12 protein-coding genes and 2 tRNA genes are annotated in these 19,292 nt (G+C 57.0%); 11 read left to right on the top strand and 3 right to left on the bottom strand.

What is annotated here, in order from left to right; genetic code table 11:
* Positions 1-25: 25 nt before the first annotated feature.
* Positions 26-928, top strand: coding sequence for a DMT family transporter (locus BMZ40_RS15360; protein WP_092377801.1), 903 nt, complete (start codon positions 26-28; stop codon positions 926-928).
* A gap of 219 nt (positions 929-1,147) precedes the next feature.
* Here BMZ40_RS15360 and BMZ40_RS15355 read toward each other — a convergent pair whose 3' ends face one another.
* Positions 1,148-2,434 (bottom strand): citrate synthase, encoded by a 1,287-nt coding sequence (locus BMZ40_RS15355; RefSeq protein WP_092377798.1) that lies wholly within the window; start codon positions 2,432-2,434, stop codon positions 1,148-1,150.
* Between the two features lie 167 nt (positions 2,435-2,601).
* Entirely contained in the window at positions 2,602-5,292 is a 2,691-nt protein-coding gene (locus tag BMZ40_RS15350) for a bifunctional acetate--CoA ligase family protein/GNAT family N-acetyltransferase (RefSeq protein ID WP_092377795.1), read from the bottom strand.
* Between the two features lie 172 nt (positions 5,293-5,464).
* Here BMZ40_RS15350 and acs point away from each other — a divergent pair, with 172 nt between their 5' ends.
* The 5 genes from acs to BMZ40_RS15325 all read left to right on the top strand — a co-directional run bounded on the left by acs (position 5,465) and on the right by BMZ40_RS15325 (position 12,450).
* Positions 5,465-7,438 carry an acetate--CoA ligase gene (gene acs / locus BMZ40_RS15345; RefSeq protein ID WP_092377792.1) on the top strand — a complete coding sequence of 658 codons (1,974 nt, stop codon included), beginning with the start codon at positions 5,465-5,467 and terminating at the stop codon, positions 7,436-7,438.
* Between the two features lie 115 nt (positions 7,439-7,553).
* Positions 7,554-8,126, top strand: a complete 573-nt coding sequence (locus BMZ40_RS15340; protein ID WP_092377789.1) for a TetR/AcrR family transcriptional regulator — start codon at positions 7,554-7,556, stop codon at positions 8,124-8,126.
* A 3-nt stretch (positions 8,127-8,129) separates the two neighbouring features.
* Positions 8,130-11,279, top strand: coding sequence for an MFS transporter (locus BMZ40_RS15335; protein WP_092377786.1), 3,150 nt, complete (start codon positions 8,130-8,132; stop codon positions 11,277-11,279).
* 65 nt (positions 11,280-11,344) lie between these two features.
* Positions 11,345-11,542 (top strand): ubiquitin family protein, encoded by a 198-nt coding sequence (locus BMZ40_RS15330; RefSeq protein WP_092377783.1) that lies wholly within the window; start codon positions 11,345-11,347, stop codon positions 11,540-11,542.
* A 5-nt stretch (positions 11,543-11,547) separates the two neighbouring features.
* On the top strand, positions 11,548-12,450 hold the full coding sequence (locus tag BMZ40_RS15325) for a PP-loop family protein (protein ID WP_092377776.1): 903 nt from the start codon (positions 11,548-11,550) through the stop codon (positions 12,448-12,450).
* A gap of 112 nt (positions 12,451-12,562) precedes the next feature.
* On the opposite strand, the gene BMZ40_RS15320 is transcribed toward BMZ40_RS15325, so the two are convergent.
* Positions 12,563-13,570 (bottom strand): GGDEF domain-containing response regulator, encoded by a 1,008-nt coding sequence (locus tag BMZ40_RS15320; RefSeq protein WP_092377773.1) that lies wholly within the window; start codon positions 13,568-13,570, stop codon positions 12,563-12,565.
* 211 nt (positions 13,571-13,781) lie between these two features.
* On the opposite strand from BMZ40_RS15320, the gene BMZ40_RS19960 reads away from it, so the two are divergent.
* The 5 genes from BMZ40_RS19960 to BMZ40_RS15295 all read left to right on the top strand — a co-directional run bounded on the left by BMZ40_RS19960 (position 13,782) and on the right by BMZ40_RS15295 (position 19,285).
* The gene (locus tag BMZ40_RS19960; protein WP_092377770.1) at positions 13,782-14,087 is read left to right on the top strand and encodes an IscA/HesB family protein; all 306 of its coding nucleotides are present in this window, start codon (positions 13,782-13,784) and stop codon (positions 14,085-14,087) included.
* A 188-nt stretch (positions 14,088-14,275) separates the two neighbouring features.
* A tRNA-Val gene (locus BMZ40_RS15310) sits at positions 14,276-14,351 on the top strand.
* Between the two features lie 13 nt (positions 14,352-14,364).
* Positions 14,365-14,441, top strand: a tRNA-Asp gene (locus tag BMZ40_RS15305).
* 805 nt (positions 14,442-15,246) lie between these two features.
* Positions 15,247-16,362 carry a DNA cytosine methyltransferase gene (locus BMZ40_RS15300; protein ID WP_218143787.1) on the top strand — a complete coding sequence of 372 codons (1,116 nt, stop codon included), beginning with the start codon at positions 15,247-15,249 and terminating at the stop codon, positions 16,360-16,362.
* Positions 16,349-19,285, top strand: a complete 2,937-nt coding sequence (locus BMZ40_RS15295) for an ATP-binding protein (protein WP_092377765.1) — start codon at positions 16,349-16,351, stop codon at positions 19,283-19,285. The genes BMZ40_RS15300 and BMZ40_RS15295 overlap by 14 nt, the downstream gene beginning before the upstream one ends.
* Positions 19,286-19,292 lie beyond the last annotated feature (7 nt).

Raw genomic sequence — 19,292 nt, 5'->3', positions numbered from 1 at the left:
CATCTTCATCAATTCAGGAGCCCGAATGAAGTCCGAATCCATTTCCTTGACAGCCGTAAACCCCATCGCCCTGCTGCCCCGTCTGGCCGTGGTGGGCGCCGTGGTGCTCTGGGGCGCATCCTTTTCCACCATGCGCATCGCCCTGCAGGATCTGCATCCGCTGAGCGTGATGTGGCTGCGCATGATCATCGCTCTGGCGTGCATCCTGCCGCTGTACCGGACGGTGAGTCTGTCCGCATACCGCAAAGGCGACTGGAAGCTGCTCCTGGCCGCCGTCGTTTTTCAGCCCTGCCTCTACTTCTGGCTCGAATCCGCGGCCCTTGGCCTGACCAGTTCGGCCCAGGCCGGGATCATCTCCGCCTCCGTCCCCCTGCTCGTGGCCGTGGCCGCCTGGGTGATCCTCAAAGAGCCCCTGAGCACTCGCGTCCTCGGTGGCCTGCTTCTTTCCGTGGCGGGCGTCGCGGTCCTGACCCTCGGCGGGGAGGCCACCGTGGCCGCCCCTTCCCCGCTTCTTGGCAACAGCATGGAATTTCTGGCCATGGTCTGCGCGGCCGCGAACATGATCATCATCCGCATTCTGGGCAGGCGCTATGACGCCTGGACGCTGACGGTCATGCAGGTCGTCACGGGTTGCCTCTTCTTTTCGCCGGGAATCGTCCATCTGATGGATGTCCCGGCGGGCACTTTCGACATACAGCTGGTCCTGATCCTCGTCTTTCTCGGCGCGGGCGTGACACTGGGCGCTTTCTCCCTCTACAACTGGGCCATCACCCGCATGCCCGCGAGCACGGCCTCGGCGCACATCAATCTCATTCCCGTGGTCGCGGTGGGTTGCGGATTCGTCTTTCTGGGCGAAACCATGAATCCGTTGCAAATGGCCGCGGCCTGCGTGGTCCTCTTCTCGGTCCTCATGACCCAAAAATCGTAGGGGCGGCCCTACGTGGCCGCCCTCTCAATACGCCATAAAAACGCCAGACGCAGGAACCAAAAAAAGGGGCAGGCACAAAAGGCCTGCCCCTAAGATTGGGCTGTGTGGCAACGCATCGTTCAATGGACCATATCGTGCCGTGGTGGGCGGTGTGGCAACGCATCATTCAATGGACCACACCATTTCCGTAGGGGCGGCCCTGCGTGGCCGCCCTCTTGTTCAGCGATCCTTCATCGGTATGTAGTCCCGGATGTTCGGCCCCACGTAGATCTGACGGGGGCGATGGATGCGGGTGTTCTCTTCCAGATGCTGTTCGTGCCAGTGCGCGATCCAGCCCGGCAGGCGGCCGATGGCGAACATGACCGGAAACATGTTCACCGGGATGTTCAGGGCGCGCAGAATCAGCCCGGAGTAGAAGTCCACGTTGGGATAGAGCTTGCGCGAAACGAAATAATCGTCATGCAGCGCGATCTCTTCAAGTTCCTGGGCGATGTCGAGGAACGGGTCCTTCACGTGCAGGGAGGCCAGCAGGTTCGTGGCGCATTCCTTCAGGACCTTGGCCCGGGGGTCGAAGTTCTTGTAGACCCTGTGTCCAAAGCCCATGAGCCTGAATTCCTTGCGCTTGACCTTCTCGATGCACTCCTTGACCGTGAGATCCCCGTCGCGGATGTGTTCGAGCGTGTGCACCACGGCGGAGTTGGCCCCTCCGTGCAACCTGCCCCACAGGGCGCAGATTCCGGCAGAAACCGAGGCAAAGAGGTTGGCTTCGCTCGATCCGACCATGCGCACCGTGGAGCAGGAGCAATTCTGCTCGTGATCGGCATGCACCATCAGAAACTGCGACAGGGCCTTTTGCGCTTCCGGGGTGGGCACGTGCTCCTTGTAGGGCACGGAGAACATCATGTGCAGAAAGTTCTCGCAGTAGGATCGGCTGGGGTCCGGGTAGATGATGGGCAGCCCTGCGGACTTGCGATAACTGAAAGCCGCGATGGTACGCACTTTACTGACGAGCTTGGCCACGGCCTTGCGGAATTCGGTCTCGGTCTGGATGTCCAGCAGATCGGGGTTGTAGGCTCCCAGGGAATTGATGACCGCCGAGAGGATGGCCATGGGATGCCCGTTGGGTGGAAAACCTTCGAAGTGGTGCATGAGATCCTCATGCAGCAGGGCCGTATCGCCGAGCATGGTCCGAAAGGCGGCCCGTTCTTCGCGGGTCGGCAGTTCGCCGAAAACGAGGAGCATGACCGTTTCTACAAAGGAACTCTGCCGGGCCAACTGCTCGATGGGGTAGCCGCGATAACGCAGAATTCCCTTCTCTCCGTCCACGAAGCTGATGGCGCTGTAACATGATCCTGTATTGGCGTAGCCTTGGTCCAGGGTGATGACCCCGGCCTGGCTGCGCAGACAGCTCACGTCCACCGCGACTTCGCCCTCTGTGCCGCGCACGATGGGCAGCTCGTAGGACTTGCCGTCAATGGTCAAAGTGGCTGTATCTTTTTTTTGCATGAATCCTCCTGCAATCTTTCCCCTCGCCAGGAAAAAGACCAGTCTTGAACACGTTCCGAGCCTGTCCTCGCTCATGCGGGGACAGGCTCGGTCTCGCGAAATAATCGTTTAACGGAAATCGGTTGAATTATCCAGATGTCTTGGGGAACCGAAAAAATGGGGAGATTTCAATGGTCCGGCTCCCACTCCCAGAGGGGCAGGCGCATTTCGACAAGTTCTTCCTCGTAGTTGTGGGAAACTTTCAGCCCAAACCGCTTGGCAAGGCCGATCATGCCCTTGTTGCGGGGCATGGTCTGACCTTCGAGGTAACGGGTGCCGCGCCCCTTGCAGTAGCGGATCATCTTTTCGAACAGTACCGAGCCAAGTCCGGTTCCCTTCATGTCCGCGCTGATGATGATGGCGAATTCAGCCGACGAATTGTCGGGCTTGGTGGATGTGCGCACCACGCCGAGCGTTCTTGGAACCCCGTCGACGTTCTGCGTGGCGATGAAGGCCATCTCACGGTCGTAGTCGATCTGGGTGAATTTGGGCATGTCGCTCAGGACAAAGTTCTGGATCAGGCCGAAGAAGCGCAGCCGCAGGTCTTCCTCAGGCAGCTTGTGGATGAAATCGAGGTGGGCCTGGGCGTCCTCGGGGCGAATGGGTCGCAGGAGGACCTGCTCGCCGTTTTTCAGACGCACGCACTCTTCAAGTTCGCGCGGGTATGGACGGATGGCCAGTCTTTCGGGGCCCGAGACCTGCGTGGGCTGAATCCAAATCCGGGCGCCCAGCGCCAGCACTCCCAGGTCGTCGGCAAAGATCGGGTTCATTTCAAGGGTCACGATCTGGGGCAGGTCGATGACCATCTGACTGATCTGGATGAGGGCCAGGCAGATGTCGTCGATGTCCGCTGCGGCCTGACGCGTTGAGCCTTGCAAAAGCTTGTAGATGCGGGTGCGGGAGATGAGTTCCTTGGCCAGGCCCATGTTCAGCGGAGGCAGGGTCACGGAGTGGTCGTTGATGACCGGCGCGGAGACGCCGCCGTGACCGAAGCGCAGCAACGGTCCGAAGATCTTGTCCGTGAAGACGGAAATGAAAAGTTCGTGGGCGCCGGGTCTGCGCCCCATCTTCTGGACGGTGAAGCCCTCGATGTAGGCGTTGGGAACCTGGGCATGGACGCGCGCGGACATGTTGGCGGCCGCTTCGAAAACCAGATCAGGCGTGGTCAGGTCCAGGGCGATGCCGCCAATGTCGAAAGGCTGGGTGATCTGGGGAGAGCGGATCTTGAGCGCCACCGGAAAGCCGATCTCGGATGCCGCCTCCACGGCCTGCATGGCCGACTTGCAGATCTTGGTCTCGACCACCGGCACGCCGTAGGCCGCCAGGACCTGCCGCGATTCGTCCTCGGTGAGGTGGTTGCGGTCTTCTGCGAGGGCATCCTTGATGATCTTCAGGGCGTGTTCGGTATCCGGAAAAAAGTCCGCCGGCAGGGAATCCGGGGTCTGCATCAGGATTTTTTGCGTGCGCTTGTAGCGCAGCATGTGCAGGTAGGCCATGATGGCCTTGCCCGGACGGTCGAAAACCGGAATGGCCGCCTCCTCGAAGACGTCCTTGGTGTCGCGCACCGTCTCCTCGCCCAGCCAGTTGGCGAGCACGAGGCAGCGGCTGGTCTTGGCGACCTGGGTCACGGCCTGGGCGATTTCCTGACTTGACGTGCCCTGAAAGGGAACATGCAGAATGAGCACGCACCCAACATCCGGCGCACGGACCAGGACGCTTAAAACCCGGGCGTAGGTGTCGGGCGTGGCATTGTAGGGCAGGGTCACGGGGTTGTCGGAGCAGCGCTCATGACCCAGGATCTCCTCCAGCTTGAGCTGGGTTTCCTCGGTGATGGAGGCGAGCTCTCCCCCGCCGTTGATCAAGGTGTCGGCGGCCAGCAGTCCGATGCTCTGCCCGTTGGTCATGATGGCCAGGCCGTTGCCGCGCAGCGGCTTGTAGTTGGCCAGGGTGCGCGCGCCCTCGAACAGGGAGTCGATGTCGTCCACGCGGACCATGCCTGCCCGGCGGAAGGCGGCGTCGTAGATCTGGTCCTGATCCATCTCCGTGAGTTCGCTGGCCGCGTCGCGCAGATCGCAGGGCAGACGGCGCGGACGGATGACCAGAATGGGCTTGTTGCGAGCGCTGGCCCGGGTCGCGGACATGAAGCGGCGTGCGTCCTGGATGTTTTCAACATATAAAAGGATGGCCTTGGTGGCTGGATCGGACCCCAGGTAGTCGAGCACGCAGCTGAAATCCACGTCCAGCTGGCGACCAAGCGAGATGCAGTGGGAAAAGCCGACGTTGTTGGTCTTGGCCCAGTCCAGAACCGATTCAAAGAGGCTGTCGGACTGGGTCACAAAGGCGATGCGTCCCTCCTTGGCCCCCACCCGGGACAGGCTCGCGTTGACCCCGCTCGCCGGGACGATCATGCCCAGGCTGCCCGGACCGAGTACGCGGATATCCCTTTCTCGCAGCACGGTGCGGATCTTTTCATCCATTTGCGCTCGCTCTTTGGCTTCAAGCAAGGCATAACCAGGGTCCATGATCACGGCTACGTGGGTGCCGCTGTCGGCCAGTTCGACGAGACGATCCGGGATTTCGTGCGCGGGAGAGCAGATGATGGCCATGTCCGGCGTCAGCGGCAGGGAAGCCACGTCTACATACGACAGGACGCCGAAAATGGCCTCCTGCGCTCCGGAAACAGGCAGCACTGGCCCGAGGAATTTGCCGGACATGAGGTTGCGCATCAGGATGGCGCTGACTGAATTCGGATCGCGGGACGCACCGATGATAGCCAGGGAATTGGGCTTGAACAACAGATCCAGGTGTTTGACGCTCATCGTCCGAAAAGCTCCGTTTACCGACATGAAGGTGGTGGCGTTTCCGTTAACCGCCAATATCAGCCATTTACCAGAAAAGGGGGGAAAACAAAATTCATTTCTTCTACACCCTATTGCCAGATGAAGTCCTCAACAGGGACACCGCCTATTCAACAGTAAAGGAGGAATCACCATGACACCTGACAATATCCAGAGCCTGCAGCATGAACAGCGCCTCTTCTCCCCACCCGCAGCCAAGCGCGCCCATATCCCCGACATGGCCACCTACGAGGAGCACTATCGCCGCGCCGATCAGGATCCCGAAGGCTACTGGGCCGACCGCGCCAAGGAACTTCTCAGCTGGAGCAAGCCCTGGGACAAGGTCATGGATTGCGATTTCAACATTCCGAAAATCAACTGGTTCGTGAACGGCCAGCTCAACGTCAGCTACAACTGCCTTGACCGGCACGTGGAGAACGGCCTGGGCGACAAGACCGCCATCATCTGGCAGGGCGAGCCCGAGGAAGATGTCCGGCACATTTCCTACCGCGAACTCCTGACCGATGTCGTCCGCTTCGCCAACATCCTCAAGAAACTCGGTGTCGGACGCGGCGACCGCGTGGCCCTTTACATGCCCATGGTTCCAGAGCTGGCCGTGGCCATGCTGGCCTGCACGCGCATCGGCGCCACCCATTCCATCGTCTTCGCGGGATTCTCGGCCGCCAGCCTCATGAACCGCATCCAGGACTGCGAGGCCAAGGTGCTGGTCACCGCCGACGCGGTGCTTCGTGCCGGAAAGAAGATTCCGCTCAAGGGCAATGTCGACGACGCCCTGGCCGAATGCCCCACCGTGACCAGCTGCGTGGTCCTGAAGCGGGCCGGCATCGACATCAACATGGTCGAAGGCCGGGACCTCTGGTGGCATGACGTCGTAGCCGATCCGAACATCGCCCCGACCTGCCCATGCGAACCCATGGACTCCGAAGACCTGCTCTTCATTCTCTACACCAGCGGCTCCACAGGCAAGCCCAAGGGCGTCATGCACTCCACGGGCGGCTATCTGACCTACGCGGCCCACTCCACGCAGCTGGTCTTCAACCTGCATGACGACGACATCCATTTCTGCACGGCGGACATCGGCTGGATCACCGGGCATACCTACATCGTGTATGGCCCCCTGGCGCTGGGTGTGACCTCGGTCATGTTCGAAGGCGTGCCGTCCTATCCAGATCCATCGCGTTTCTGGCACCTGGTCGAAAAGTTCAGGATCACCTCCTTCTACACGGCCCCCACGGCCATCCGGGCGCTCATGCGTGATGGAGCCGAATGGACCAGCAAGAACGACCTCTCCTCGCTTCGCGTGCTGGGCAGCGTCGGCGAGCCCATCAACCCCGAGGCCTGGATGTGGTACCACGAGAACATCGGCAAATCCAAGCTGCCCGTGGTCGATACCTGGTGGCAGACGGAAACGGGCGGCATCCTCATCTCCGCCCTGCCCTTCGCCACGCCGCTCAAACCCGGCTCCGCCACCCGTCCCCTGCCCGGCGTGCATGCCCGCATCGTGGACGCCGAAGGCAATCCGACCGCTGCCAACGAAGGCGGACACCTGATCATAGAACGCCCCTGGCCGGGCATGCTGCGCGGCGTGTTCGGAGATCCCGAGCGCTTCAAGCAGCAGTACTTCGACCGCTTTCCCGGCAAATACGAAGCCGGTGACGGCGCGCGCCAGGACGAGGACGGATACTTCTGGATCATGGGCCGCCTTGACGACGTCATCAACGTCTCCGGACATCGTCTGGGCACGGCCGAGATCGAGTCCGCCCTGGTCTCCCATCCGGCCGTGGCCGAGGCCGCCGTGGTCGGCATGCCGCACGAAATCAAGGGACAAGCCATCTACGCCTACGTCACCCTGCGCGCCGACGCGGACGAATCCGACGAACTCATCAAGGCCCTGCGCAATCATGTGCGCAAGGAAATCGGGCCGCTGGCCTCTCCCGAAGTCATCCAATTCACCGTAGGTCTGCCCAAGACCCGCAGCGGAAAGATCATGCGCCGCGTGCTGCGCAAAATCACCACGGGCTCTACGGCCCTGGAGGACTTCGGTGACACTTCGACCCTGGCAGATCCTTCCGTCATCCAAGATCTGATCGCCGGACGCCATACCTAACCCCAGGCCCCGGCAGCGCCTCCCTCCCCCGGGCGTACTCTTTCGAGTACGCCCTTTTTCTTGACCTTGGAACGAAATGAGTAAATACATACTCACACAATAAAGGAGGATCCCCATGTCACGACCAGTCATGAAGCGCGAAACCATAGAAGAATCGGCTATTCGCCTCTTTGCCACCAAAGGGCTGGCCCGAACTACCATCAAGGACATCGCGGGCGAAGCCGGAGTCACCGAAGGCGCCCTGTATCGCTACTATTCCGGCAAGGAAGAGATGGCCTGGAAGCTTTTCAACCGCGAACTGGACCAGTTCACCCATCTTGTCTCCGAAGTCCTCTTCGACGACCGCATGCCGTTCGATCTGCGGTTGGGGCTCGCGATCCAGACCATATACGATTATTACACATACAATGGCGACCAGTTCGCCTTCATCCTGCTGACTCAGCACGGCTTTCCCGAGGACAAGCTCTTAAGCCGCGAGACCGAGCCCATGGCCATGGCCGAACGCTTTGTCGGCCAGGCGGTGGGCGCGGGCGAGATTCCCCCCTGCGACGCCGACCTGCATGCGGGGCTGCTCATGGGCGCCATCTTGCAGCCTCTGGTTCTGCACCGCTACGGAAAGCTCGAACTTACCTCCGAAACACCCGCGCTGGTTACCGCCTCCTGCCTGCGCATGCTGGGGCTGTGCTGAGCCATGGAAGCCACGAAATCGAGCCATCGCCGTCTTCTCGGAATCCGGGGATTCCTGCCCTACCTCCTGGTCGTGCTGATCAATGCCATGCTCGACCTGGGGCACAAGATCATCATCCAGAACACGGTCTTCAAATGCTATGACGGATCCACGCAGATCGCGCTGACCGCCCTGGTCAACGCCTGCATTCTGCTGCCCTTCATCATGTTCTTCACTCCCGCCGGTTTTCTGTCCGACCGCTTCTCCAAGCACCGGGTCATGCGCTGGACTGCGGGCCTGGCCATACCGCTGACCGTGCTCATTTACGGCAGCTATCTGCTGGGCTGGTTCGAGGCGGCCTTTGTCCTGACCTTGATCCTGGCCGCGCAGTCGGCCTTCTATTCCCCTGCCAAGTACGGCTACATCAAGGAGATGGCGGGTAAGGACAGCCTCGGCATGGCCAACGGCGTGGTTCAGGCCGTGACCATTGTCGCCATACTCCTTGGCGGGGTGCTCTTCTCCCTGCTTTTCGAGTCCCTCATCGGCGACGCGACGACCAAGGAAGGCATCCTGCGGGCCATCGCCCCGAGCGGCCTGCTGCTCATCGCCGGGGCCGTGGCGCAAACCCTGACGGCTCTGCGCATCCCGCAATACAAGCCGGGGGACACCTCCCTGCGCCTCAATTTCAGGACATATGCCCGAGGAATATACCTCAAGAATAACTTGAAGAACATTCGCGGCCATGAAACCATCTGGCTGTGCGTGCTCGGCCTGTCGCTCTTCTGGGCCGTCAATCAGGTCCTCTTCGCCGCCTTCGGCGCGCACCTCAAGGATTTCGCGGGTGTGACCTCCACCGTTGTCGCCCAAGGGCTGCTGGCTATAGGCGGCGTGGGCATCATCGCCGGTTCCATCACCGCCGGTCGGCTCTCGCGGACCTACATCGAGACCGGGATCATCCCGCTGGCCGCCCTGGGCATGACCCTCTGTCTGGCCATCATTCCGGGCATGAGCAACATTCCGGCCCTGGGCAGCCTGCTGGCCGTGTACGGATTTTTCGGCGGTCTCTACGTGGTGCCGCTGAACGCGCTCATCCAGTTCAATGCCAAGGATTCGGATCTTGGAACCATCCTGGCCGGAAACAATTTTCTGCAGAACGTGTTCATGCTGTCCTTCTTGTGCGTGACCGTGCTGGCTTCCCTGACCGGGCTTTCGAGCGTACCCATCATCCTGATCCTGGCCGCGATCATGGGGCTTGGCTCTGTGCATACCCTGCGCAAGCTGCCCCAGGCCTTCATGCGCTTTCTGCTGCGCATCGTCTTTGCGCAGCGCTACCGTCTGGTCGTGAGCGGTCTGGAGAACATTCCGTCTCAGGGCGGGGTGCTGCTCCTTGGCAATCACACCAGTTGGATCGACTGGGCCGTGCTGCATCTGGCCGTGCCCCGGCCCGTGCGCTTTGTCATGTCGCGTCATTATTACAGTCGCTGGTACCTGCGCTGGTTCCTGGACCTCTACCGCGTCATTCCCATCTCATCCGCCGCCAGCAGCTCGGCCCTGCGCAAGATCACCGAGAACCTCAAGGCCGGGGAGTGCGTAGTCCTTTTTCCCGAAGGCGCCATCAGCCGCAACGGCCAGCTCGGAGCCTTCAGGCGCGGCTACTGCATTCCGGCGGTCCAGAGCGAATGCGTCATCGTGCCCTTCTACCTGCGCGGCCTTTGGGGCAGCAGGTGGTCCGCCGTGAGCAGGCATTTCCGCCGTAACACCAACGGAGTCCTGGCGCGGGACGTCAATCTGTGCTTCGGCCCCGCCATGCCTGCCTCGGCCACTCCCCAGGAGGTCAAAGACGCCGTGCACCGTCAGTCCATCCTGGCCTGGCAGGAGTTTGCCCGCACCCAGACCTCCATCCCGGAAAAATGGCTGCGCGCGGTCAAACGCGCCCCGGCAAGGCTGGCCGTGGCCGACTCCAGCGGAGCCCAGACCACCGGGGAAGAGCTGTTCCTTTTGGCCCTGTGCCTTTCGCGCAAGCTCAAGACCTTGCCTGAAAAGGCTGTGGGCATCCTGCTTCCGCCGGGTGTCAGGGGCGCGGCGGCGAACATGGCCGTGCTCATGGCCGGCAAGACGACCGTCAACCTTGATCCGGATTTGCCGGCGGAGGCTTTTGTCAACTGTCTGGATCAGGCCGGAATCAAGACGGTGCTCAGCACCCGCGAGCACATTGAAAGGTTGCGCGGCCGGGGATGCGCCGCTCTTCAAGGTGACATGCGTTTCATGTTCGTGGAAGACTGCCGGACATCCCTGCGCGGCACGACCGTGGAACGCGCCCTGATCCGCTTCATGCCGTTGGCATTGCTGCGTTTCATCCTGCCTCTGCGCGTCAGGCCGGAAGCCACGGCGGCCATAATATTCGTGAAGCGGGAGGAGCAAATTCCGGTTGGCGTGCGCCTTGGACACTCCAGCATCATCACCAACGCCCGGCAGATCGCGTCCCTCTTTCCACCCCGGGGTGATGACGTGCTGCTTACCGCCATGCCCCTGCACGACGCTCTTGGACTGACCACGACCATGTTCCTGCCGCTGCTTGAATCCGTACCCATGGCCTGCGCCCATGACCCCTTTGAAGCCCGCAAGATGGGGCGCATGTGCGTCGATTTCGAGGCGACCATGCTCTGCGCCGATCCCGCGATGCTGGAAGCGTACGTCGTCAGTCCCGTCCTGCATCCGCTCATGTTCGCGTCGCTGCGCTCCGTCCTGTCGGGCGGATTGGCCCTTTCCGATCATTGCGTGCAGGCCTTCCGCCACAAGTTCGGGCTCATCGTCCATGACGGCTACGGCACCACCGAGACCACTCCAGTGGCCACCGTCAATGCTCCCGACGTGCTCAATCCCCTGGACCTGAGCGTGCAGCAGGGCCGCAAACCCGGCACCGTGGGACTGCCCCTGCCCGGTTCCGCCCTGCGCATCGTGCATCCGCAAACCCTGACCGATCTGCCCCACGGCGAGAGCGGCCGCATCCTCATCGGTGGAACCCAGGTCATGCAGGGCTATCTGGGCCGGGATGACCTGACCGAAAAGGCCGTCATCGAAACGGACGGCATCCGCTGGTTCGTCACCCCGGACCGGGGCAGGCTCGACGAAGACGGCTTTCTGGTTCTTGAAATCGGACAAGAGCGGTCTTGAATTTTGCGACGCATCGATTTAGGGCACGCACCTGCCGACACCGACAGCACAAGCACAGGAGCATCATGATAACTGTCCGCCTTGAACCCGAAAATCGGGAACTGACCATCGACCGTGCCGCCACGGTCACGCAACTCTTGCACAAACTCGGGCGCAAGCCCGGACGGGCTCTCGTCATCCGCGACGGCGGCCTGCTCACTCCGGATCTGAACCTCAAGTACGGCGATCACGTCATTGTGCGCGACGTCGGATCAAAGGGGTAGCCAACATGAAATGCAAACGCTGCCAGATCCCCGCCGTGGTCGCCCTGCCCAGCCACCACACCGCTTTCTGCAAGGACTGCTTCCTTGTTTTCGCCCGTCGCCTGGTGGAAAGGGCCATCAAGGAACACTCGATGTTCACCTTCGATGACCGCATCCTCGTCGCCATATCCGGCGGCAAGGACTCCCTGGCCCTGTCGTGGCAATTGAAGGATCTCGGCTACAACATCGAGGGCCTGCACATCGACCTTGGCATCCCGGAATCCTCCCCCATCGCGCGGGCCTACGCCGAGCGTTTCTGCACAGCCAACGAGATCCCCCTGCACGTCATCGAGACGGCCAAATTGGGGCTGGCCATGTGCGACGTCAAACGCCGGGTCAAGCGCCCCATCTGTTCCGTGTGCGGACAGACCAAGCGCTACCTGTTCAACAAGTTCGCCCAGGAGAACGGGTTCACGGTGCTGGCCACGGGACACAATCTCGATGACGAGACCTCGCGGCTTTTCGCCAATGTCATGCGCTGGGATGTGGAATTTCTGAGCGATCAGGGACCTGTCATGCACGCCGAGAAAGGTTTCGCCAAGAAGGTCAAGCCACTTTTCCGTCTGACCGAGTTCGAAACCGCGAACCTGTGCTTTCTAGCCGGCATCGACTACGGCTACGCCCCGTGCCCTTACAGTTCCAAGGCCAGCTTTCCCATCTACAAGAACCTGCTGGCGGACCTCGAAGACATCCAGCCGGGACGCAAGATCCGCTTTTATGACGGGTTCCTCAAGGACGGCCGGCAAGGCTTTGCCCCGCGCGGTGAGACAAGCGTGGACATTCAGCCCTGCACGACCTGCGGCTATCCGACGTCTGCCGGGGAGTGCGGCTTTTGTCGTCTGACGGCACTTATGAACGACGAAGGATGATTGCGCCTGCGATGAGGCTGGAGTGACGGCGATGTCGATTCGGCATCGTGATCGATGTAGTTACTGCGGGCAGGCCGCCACGGTCGCGGGGATCAGCGCGCGCTTTGGCGCATCATCTGCAAACCGTGGTGTTGCGGCCGCATTTCTTGGCGGCGTACATGTTCTGATCGGCCCGGTCGACGAGGTCTGAAACTGTTTCCCCCGGGCAATAGCTGGTCACGCCAAGGCTGATCGATACATGAACGCCGCTCCCTTTTTTGGGATAGAAGGCGTGCTCGTAAAAGCTGATCCGAATGCGCTCCGCCACGCGGGCGGCTTCTTCGCGATTGGTCTCCGGCAGGACGATGATGAATTCCTCGCCTCCGTAACGGTAGGCCGAGTCCGCATCGCGGATCAGTTTCTGGATGATCCGCCCCAGCTCCGAGAGTACGGCGTCACCATTCAGATGCCCGTAAGTGTCGTTGTATTGCTTGAAATTGTCGATATCGAGGACGCACAAAGATAGCGGGCTGTTGTAGCGCACGGCCCGTTCCACCTCGGCCTGCACCTGCCTGAAAAAATGACGCGCATTGTAGAGACCGGTCAGTTCGTCGGTCAGGCTCAGTTCCTTGTAACGCGTCTCGCTGCGGCGCAGATCCTCCTCAATGCGTTTGCGGGCGATGATTTCCTGCCGCAATTCGGTGGTCCGGCGCTGCACCTCTTCTTCCAGATGTTCACGATAAAGCCTGTTCTCCCGTTTGAGATGTACTTTTTCCAGGCTTTTGTTCACGGCGTGCAGCACAAATTCCAGATTGAGGAAGGGCTTGACCAGAAAATCCCACGCGCCCCGGCGCAAGGCCTCGATGGCGTCGTCCGTGGAGCCGACCCCGGAAATGACGATAAGACCCGTTTCGTCATCCCGGGAGGAAATATGCTTGAGTACATCCAGTCCGGACAGGTCCGGCAGCTTCAGGTCAAGAAGCACAAGATCCGGAAGCTCCGAATTGTAGAGATCAAGGGCCTTGACGCCTGAGTCCGCCAGGATGACCTCATGGCCTTGTTCGCGCAGAAAATCGCCGAGCAACTCAAGAAGAGTCACTTCGTCGTCGACAAGCAGGATGCGGGCATTATGTGGACTCATATCCGGTCCGGGTTTCTGGTTATCAGGATTGAGTGCATGTTAAACTTTCTTGAGTGTAAGACACAAGCATCTTTTTCGGAGATGACGATGTTCCCGGCCGGCGGCGTTTAGCGGGATTTCATGAAGAACCATCACGAAAATCACGCGGCCCCGGACATTGACATCGATAAAATCAATAACTACGTCCTTTCCCACATCAAAGGAGGATTCCATGTTCGAACTTACAAAGGCTGCCAAAGAGCAGCTCGATATGCACTTCGCTGGCAAAGAAGTGTCCCCAATCCGGGTCTACATGGCCGCCGGCTGAGGCGGGCCTCGCTTGGCGCTTGCTCTGGATGAGCAAAAAGACAACGACGTAGTACACGAAATTGACGGATACAAATTCCTGGTTGAAACCGCTCTGATGGAAGAATCGAAACCCATTTCCGTGGAATTTCATCCGCACATGGGCTTCAACATCAAATCGGGGCTCAAGGAGTCTTCTTCGGGATGCTCTTCCTGCACATCCTGCGGTTAAGACTCTCGCTTTCGAAGACCTATAGGGCTGTCCTTCACGGACGGCCCTTTTTTTTACCCGGGTTTCCGCTCTCCCCCCTCTGCCCGGACCGCTTTCAGGTTAATTTCAACTTTTTTCGATTATCTTGAAAAAAGTCTTTGACAGCAGGCATGTGGCTCTATAAAGACTGTTTCTCGTTGGACGGGACTGGGCGGTTAGCTCAGCTGGGAGAGCGTCGGCCTTACAAGCCGAGGGTCATAGGTTCGATCCCTGTACCGCCCACCACGAAAACAAATGCGGGGTCGTAGTTAAGTCGGTTATAACGCCGGCCTGTCACGCCGGAGGCCGTGGGTTCGAGTCCCATCGGCCCCGCCATTAGAAAGTAAGGGATTTCAGTCGAAAGGCTGAAATCCCTTTTTTCTTCATGGGGTCCGCCGTGGGTTCGGCGGCCAAGACTCGATCTTTCAATATAAAGCCATCCGGCAACGGATGGCTTTTGTTATATGTGCGTACGTGCTGGCTGTGACCTTATAACTACCCATGACAAAAGAAATGGTTGTCGTGTACGCAGCTTTCCTCGTAACGGATTTGCAAAAATAATTGGTGCTCGGTGTTCAGAAGTCGTCGGGAGAAAATTGAGCGAACGGCCTACTTGCCCTTTCCCTCTCCTCACGCCCCACTTCGGCACAGCCGGAACCGGGCTTGGCATTCACCTGAAGGGAATATTTCCGGGACGGAAGGATGCATCGACATGTCTACCTGGGGCGCCAGGTCGATGCTCACAACTACTGACAAACCCTCCAATTTGCTCGCATGGGCATACTCGCCACTTTCTTGACGATTTTTAACATTATATTTCGAGTAGATGGATACAAAAAAGCACGATTATTGAAAGAAAAAATCAATTATTTCATTATACTCTTGGTCTCAGAGAGCCAGCCCTTGCCCACATTTTTGAAAATGTGGAGGGGCTCAATTTTCTCCCGGAAGCGCTCAGACATCCGTATCGTTCACTGAGGCCTGACCTGCGATAGAAACAGGAGTCTTTACTTTTTGAGCGGCTTGGGCTTGGAGAAGCTTGGGAGAAGGGTTATGTCCCGCAACAGAGCAGACGTAACTGATTGATTAATTTATAGTTTGTGGGTAATTAAACTCAGAAAAACTAAAAGAAGTTGTTAATATGCTGAATTATAAAGATGACACTGATATGGTCGCGTCAACCAAGAAGGCCAAAACCAACACCGGCTTGAAGGCGGTCGACTTTTTCTGTGGTGCTGGCGGAATGACTTGCGGTTTGGCACAAGCGGGGATTCAAGTGCTCGCAGGCATCGACAACAACGCGGAGTGCAAAGAAACCTATAGCATCAATAACGCCCCATCTGAATTTCTCGAATACGATATCAGCGAGCTAAACCCACCAATTCTCGAAGACAAGATCGGTATTTCGCCTAATGACGATGAACTCATCCTTGTTGGCTGTAGCCCTTGTCAGTATTGGAGCAAGATCCGGACTATCAAAAAAAAGAGCGAAAAAAGTGCGTTTCTTCTAGAAGAATTTCAGAAGTTTGTTAGGCACTTTCACCCGGGCTTTGTCATCATTGAGAATGTCCCAGGCCTGTATAAAGACCCTAAAAGCTACCTGCCAACGTTCCTTCGTTTTCTTACAGACCAAGGCTATACCTATGCGCACGAGGTCGTGGACTCTTATCACCATGGAGTCCCTCAGAAACGTCCCAGGTATCTGCTTATTGCCACCCGGCTGAATTGTGGAGCTTCACTGCCGGAAAAAGAAAAGCTTACCGGGCTTCGCCTTCGTGATTTCATTGGCGTTGGCAACGGCTTTCCCCCCATCGAGGCGGGACACAAGGATGATTCGGACTTTATTCACACAGCGGCGGGCCTGTCTGAAGAGAACTTGAGACGAATCAAGGTTACTCCTCACAATGGCGGAACCCGGTTTAGTTGGAAAGATGATCCAGAGTTACAGATTGAAGCCTACAAGGAAAAGGACAACTGTTTTAGAAATGTTTATGGTCGGGCCTTCTGGGATCAGCCAGCTCCCACTATAACAACTCGGTTTAACAGCCTCTCGAATGGTAGGTTCGGTCATCCAGAAGAAAACCGGGCCTTTTCCTTGAGAGAGGGGGCAACCCTTCAAACGTTTCCGAAAGATTATGTCTTCCGTTGCTCCAACGAGTCCGGAATAGCAAAACAAATTGGCAATGCCGTTCCTCCGGTCTTGGCAAAAAAGATTGGAACCCACATCCAAAGGATTCTAGAACATGGCGACATTTAAAACTCGCGCTCGTGCTCTCGATATGCTCGGAAGACAGCAAATCGCCGGTATTCCTACGGCGATCAGCGAGTTGTTTAAAAACGCCCATGATGCTTATGCCAATAGGGCTGAGGTCGACTTCTATCGCTCTGATGGGCTCTTTGTCCTCCGAGATGACGGTGTGGGGATGACTGAGGAAGAGTTCCTCGACAGGTGGCTCACCCTTGGTACGGAAAGCAAGTTAAAGGGTAGAAATGCAACACCTCCCCCAAAGATGGCAGGCAAGGATGAACGCATCCTCTTGGGCGAAAAGGGTGTTGGGCGTCTAGCAATAGCAATCATTGGGCCACAAGTTTTAGTACTATCCAGAGCCATTCGTGAAGAAGCTCTCTGTGAGACCGTCGCCGCTTTCATCCATTGGGGTCTTTTCGAATGCCCTGGCGCGGATCTCGATAAAATAGAATTTGCAGTGAGGACGTTCCCTGCTGGCACGTTGCCGACCAGTAAGGACATCAACGATATGGTTGATGTGTGCCGTTCGACTTTGAATGGCCTAAAAGAGCTCTTTGATGCAGACGCTTTTGAAAAAATTTCTAACGACCTGGATTCGTTTGTATTAGACCCGTATGAAATAGATGGCTACGTCAGTGACATGAGTCTTCAGAAAGAAGGGCACGGAACGCATTTTATCATAAAACCCACTTCAGAGATGTTGTGCCCTGATATTGATGAAGGCAAGGCGGTCGACTCCGCCCCCCCCCTCTATAAGATGCTCAGAGGCTTTTCCAACACAATGACCCCTGGCCATACACCTCCAGTCCTTCAAACGGCCTTTCGCGACCATAAGTCAGAAGAAGCATTTGATGATCTTATTGCTGTGGGAAAATTTTTTACACCCAAAGAGTTTATTAATGCGGACCACCAGATATGCGGAGAATTCGATGAGTATGGGCAGTTTAATGGCTCTGTTACAATTTTTGGCAAAGAATTCCCAAATCATATTATTTCGTGGCGAGGTGGACACGGCTCCCAGGCTAGGTGTGGCCCTTTTAAGATTTCCGTTGCAAACGTTCAAGGCGCTGAACGAGAAAGCACTCTTCCTTTAGAGGATTGGGGTGAATTGATTCAAAAAATGAATCGGTTTGGAGGGCTTTACATCTACAGAGATGGAGTGCGCATGCTGCCCTATGGAGGCAATGATAGCGACTGGCTCGATTTGGAAAAGAATCGATCCAAGAGCGCATTGTATTACCACTTTTCTTATAGAAGAATATTTGGGGTTGTTGAACTTTCAAGCACGGCCAATCCCAATCTGCGAGAGAAAGCTGGGCGTGAAGGATTTCGTGAAAATGGGGCATATAGAGACCTACAAAACATTCTCAAGAATTTTTTTGTGCAGCTTGCCGCTGACTTTTTTAGGAGAGATGCCGCTGAAGACTTTTTCCAAGTCAAGAAAGCTGAATTGAACGACCAGGATGCAGCAAGACGAAAACGGGAGATGCAAGTTTCCCAAAAAAGGACAGTTTTTAAAGAGCAAATTGATACTTTCTTTCATAAAGTTGACGTGGGTGATCCGCAATTATTTGTCGGTCAACTCATTGATGATATTCATGCTGATCTGCGAGTCGCAGCATTAATAAATAATCCTGCGGAAGCAGCGGAAGCTTTCATGAAAGCTGAAGCTGACGCGAGAGCAAAACTAAGTACTTTTGAAAATGAGTACCGTATCGTTAAGCCTAGGATAGGACTAGGCAAAGCGGTTCTTGACGATTGGGCAAAATACCAAACGGCTTTCGAGAATCTCCAGATTAAAGTTTTTTCTCAGGCTCGCGAGTTGATTGAGGGCGAGGTGCAGGAACGGGCCGCAGAAGCAAAAATTGCCCTGGATAAGCGAATACGTATCGAGCGTTCCCTCGATGAGTTGTCCAAGGACGCCCAAAAAGTTGGACGCACAGAGCGACGAGCGACTGAAGAGCAAGCATCTCAGGTGAATACTGATGTCCTTAACGCGGCTAAATCCAGCGTAAAAAATATCAACGCGGTGATGCAATCCGTCTTTGCTGAATTTGCACGTTTGGATGTGTCATCAATGGATGATGACTCAATCATCAAAGAACGTGATCGACTGGAAAAAGCACTGATAGATGTCCGAGATAAGGAACGTGCCTACCTCCAGCGACTGCAAAATCAACTTGAATCCATAGACACATCCGAAGGCTCCACACAGATCGAACAAATGGAAGCCCTTGAACAAAGAGCTATCGCACTTGAAGAGCAAGTCGCAACAGATCTTCAGTTGACCCAACTCGGGATGGCTATAGAGGTTATAAATCATGAGTTTGACTCAAGTATTAGATCTATCCGTGACTATATCCGTAGGCTTAAGGGTTGGGCAGATATTAATGAGGGGCTTGAGGGAATATATCAAGGTATCCGGAGTAGTTTTGACCACCTAGATGGCTACTTGACTCTATTCACCCCTCTTCACAGGCGTCTTTATAGGAAAGAAGTTAAGATTTCCGGCTCAGAAATCAATAAATTTCTCATAGATTTGTTTGGTGAACGGTTCAAACGGCATGAAGTCGAGTTGCTTGCAACACCTTCCTTTAAGAGGGCAGAGTTCATGGGCTACCCTTCTTCATTTTACCCAGTATTTGTGAACGTGGTCGATAATGCAATCTTTTGGATAAAGGATCAGCCGACTCGGGTAATCACATTGGACGCCATAGGTAGCACCCTTGTAATCAAAGACACCGGACCTGGTGTTCCCGAACGGGATCATGATTCGATTTTTGAACTTGGGTTTTCTCGCAAACCTGGAGGGCGCGGCATGGGACTCCATATCTCGCGTGAAGTTCTCTCCCGTGTCGATTACGACTTGAGTTTGCGTCACACACACTCTGGCGCTGAATTTCATATTTCTCCTAAAGTCTTCGACGCATAAGGATTAG

Source organism: Desulfomicrobium apsheronum (genome assembly GCF_900114115.1).
GTDB lineage: Bacteria > Desulfobacterota > Desulfovibrionia > Desulfovibrionales > Desulfomicrobiaceae > Desulfomicrobium > Desulfomicrobium apsheronum.
This window is presented reverse-complemented; position numbering and strand designations above follow the sequence as displayed.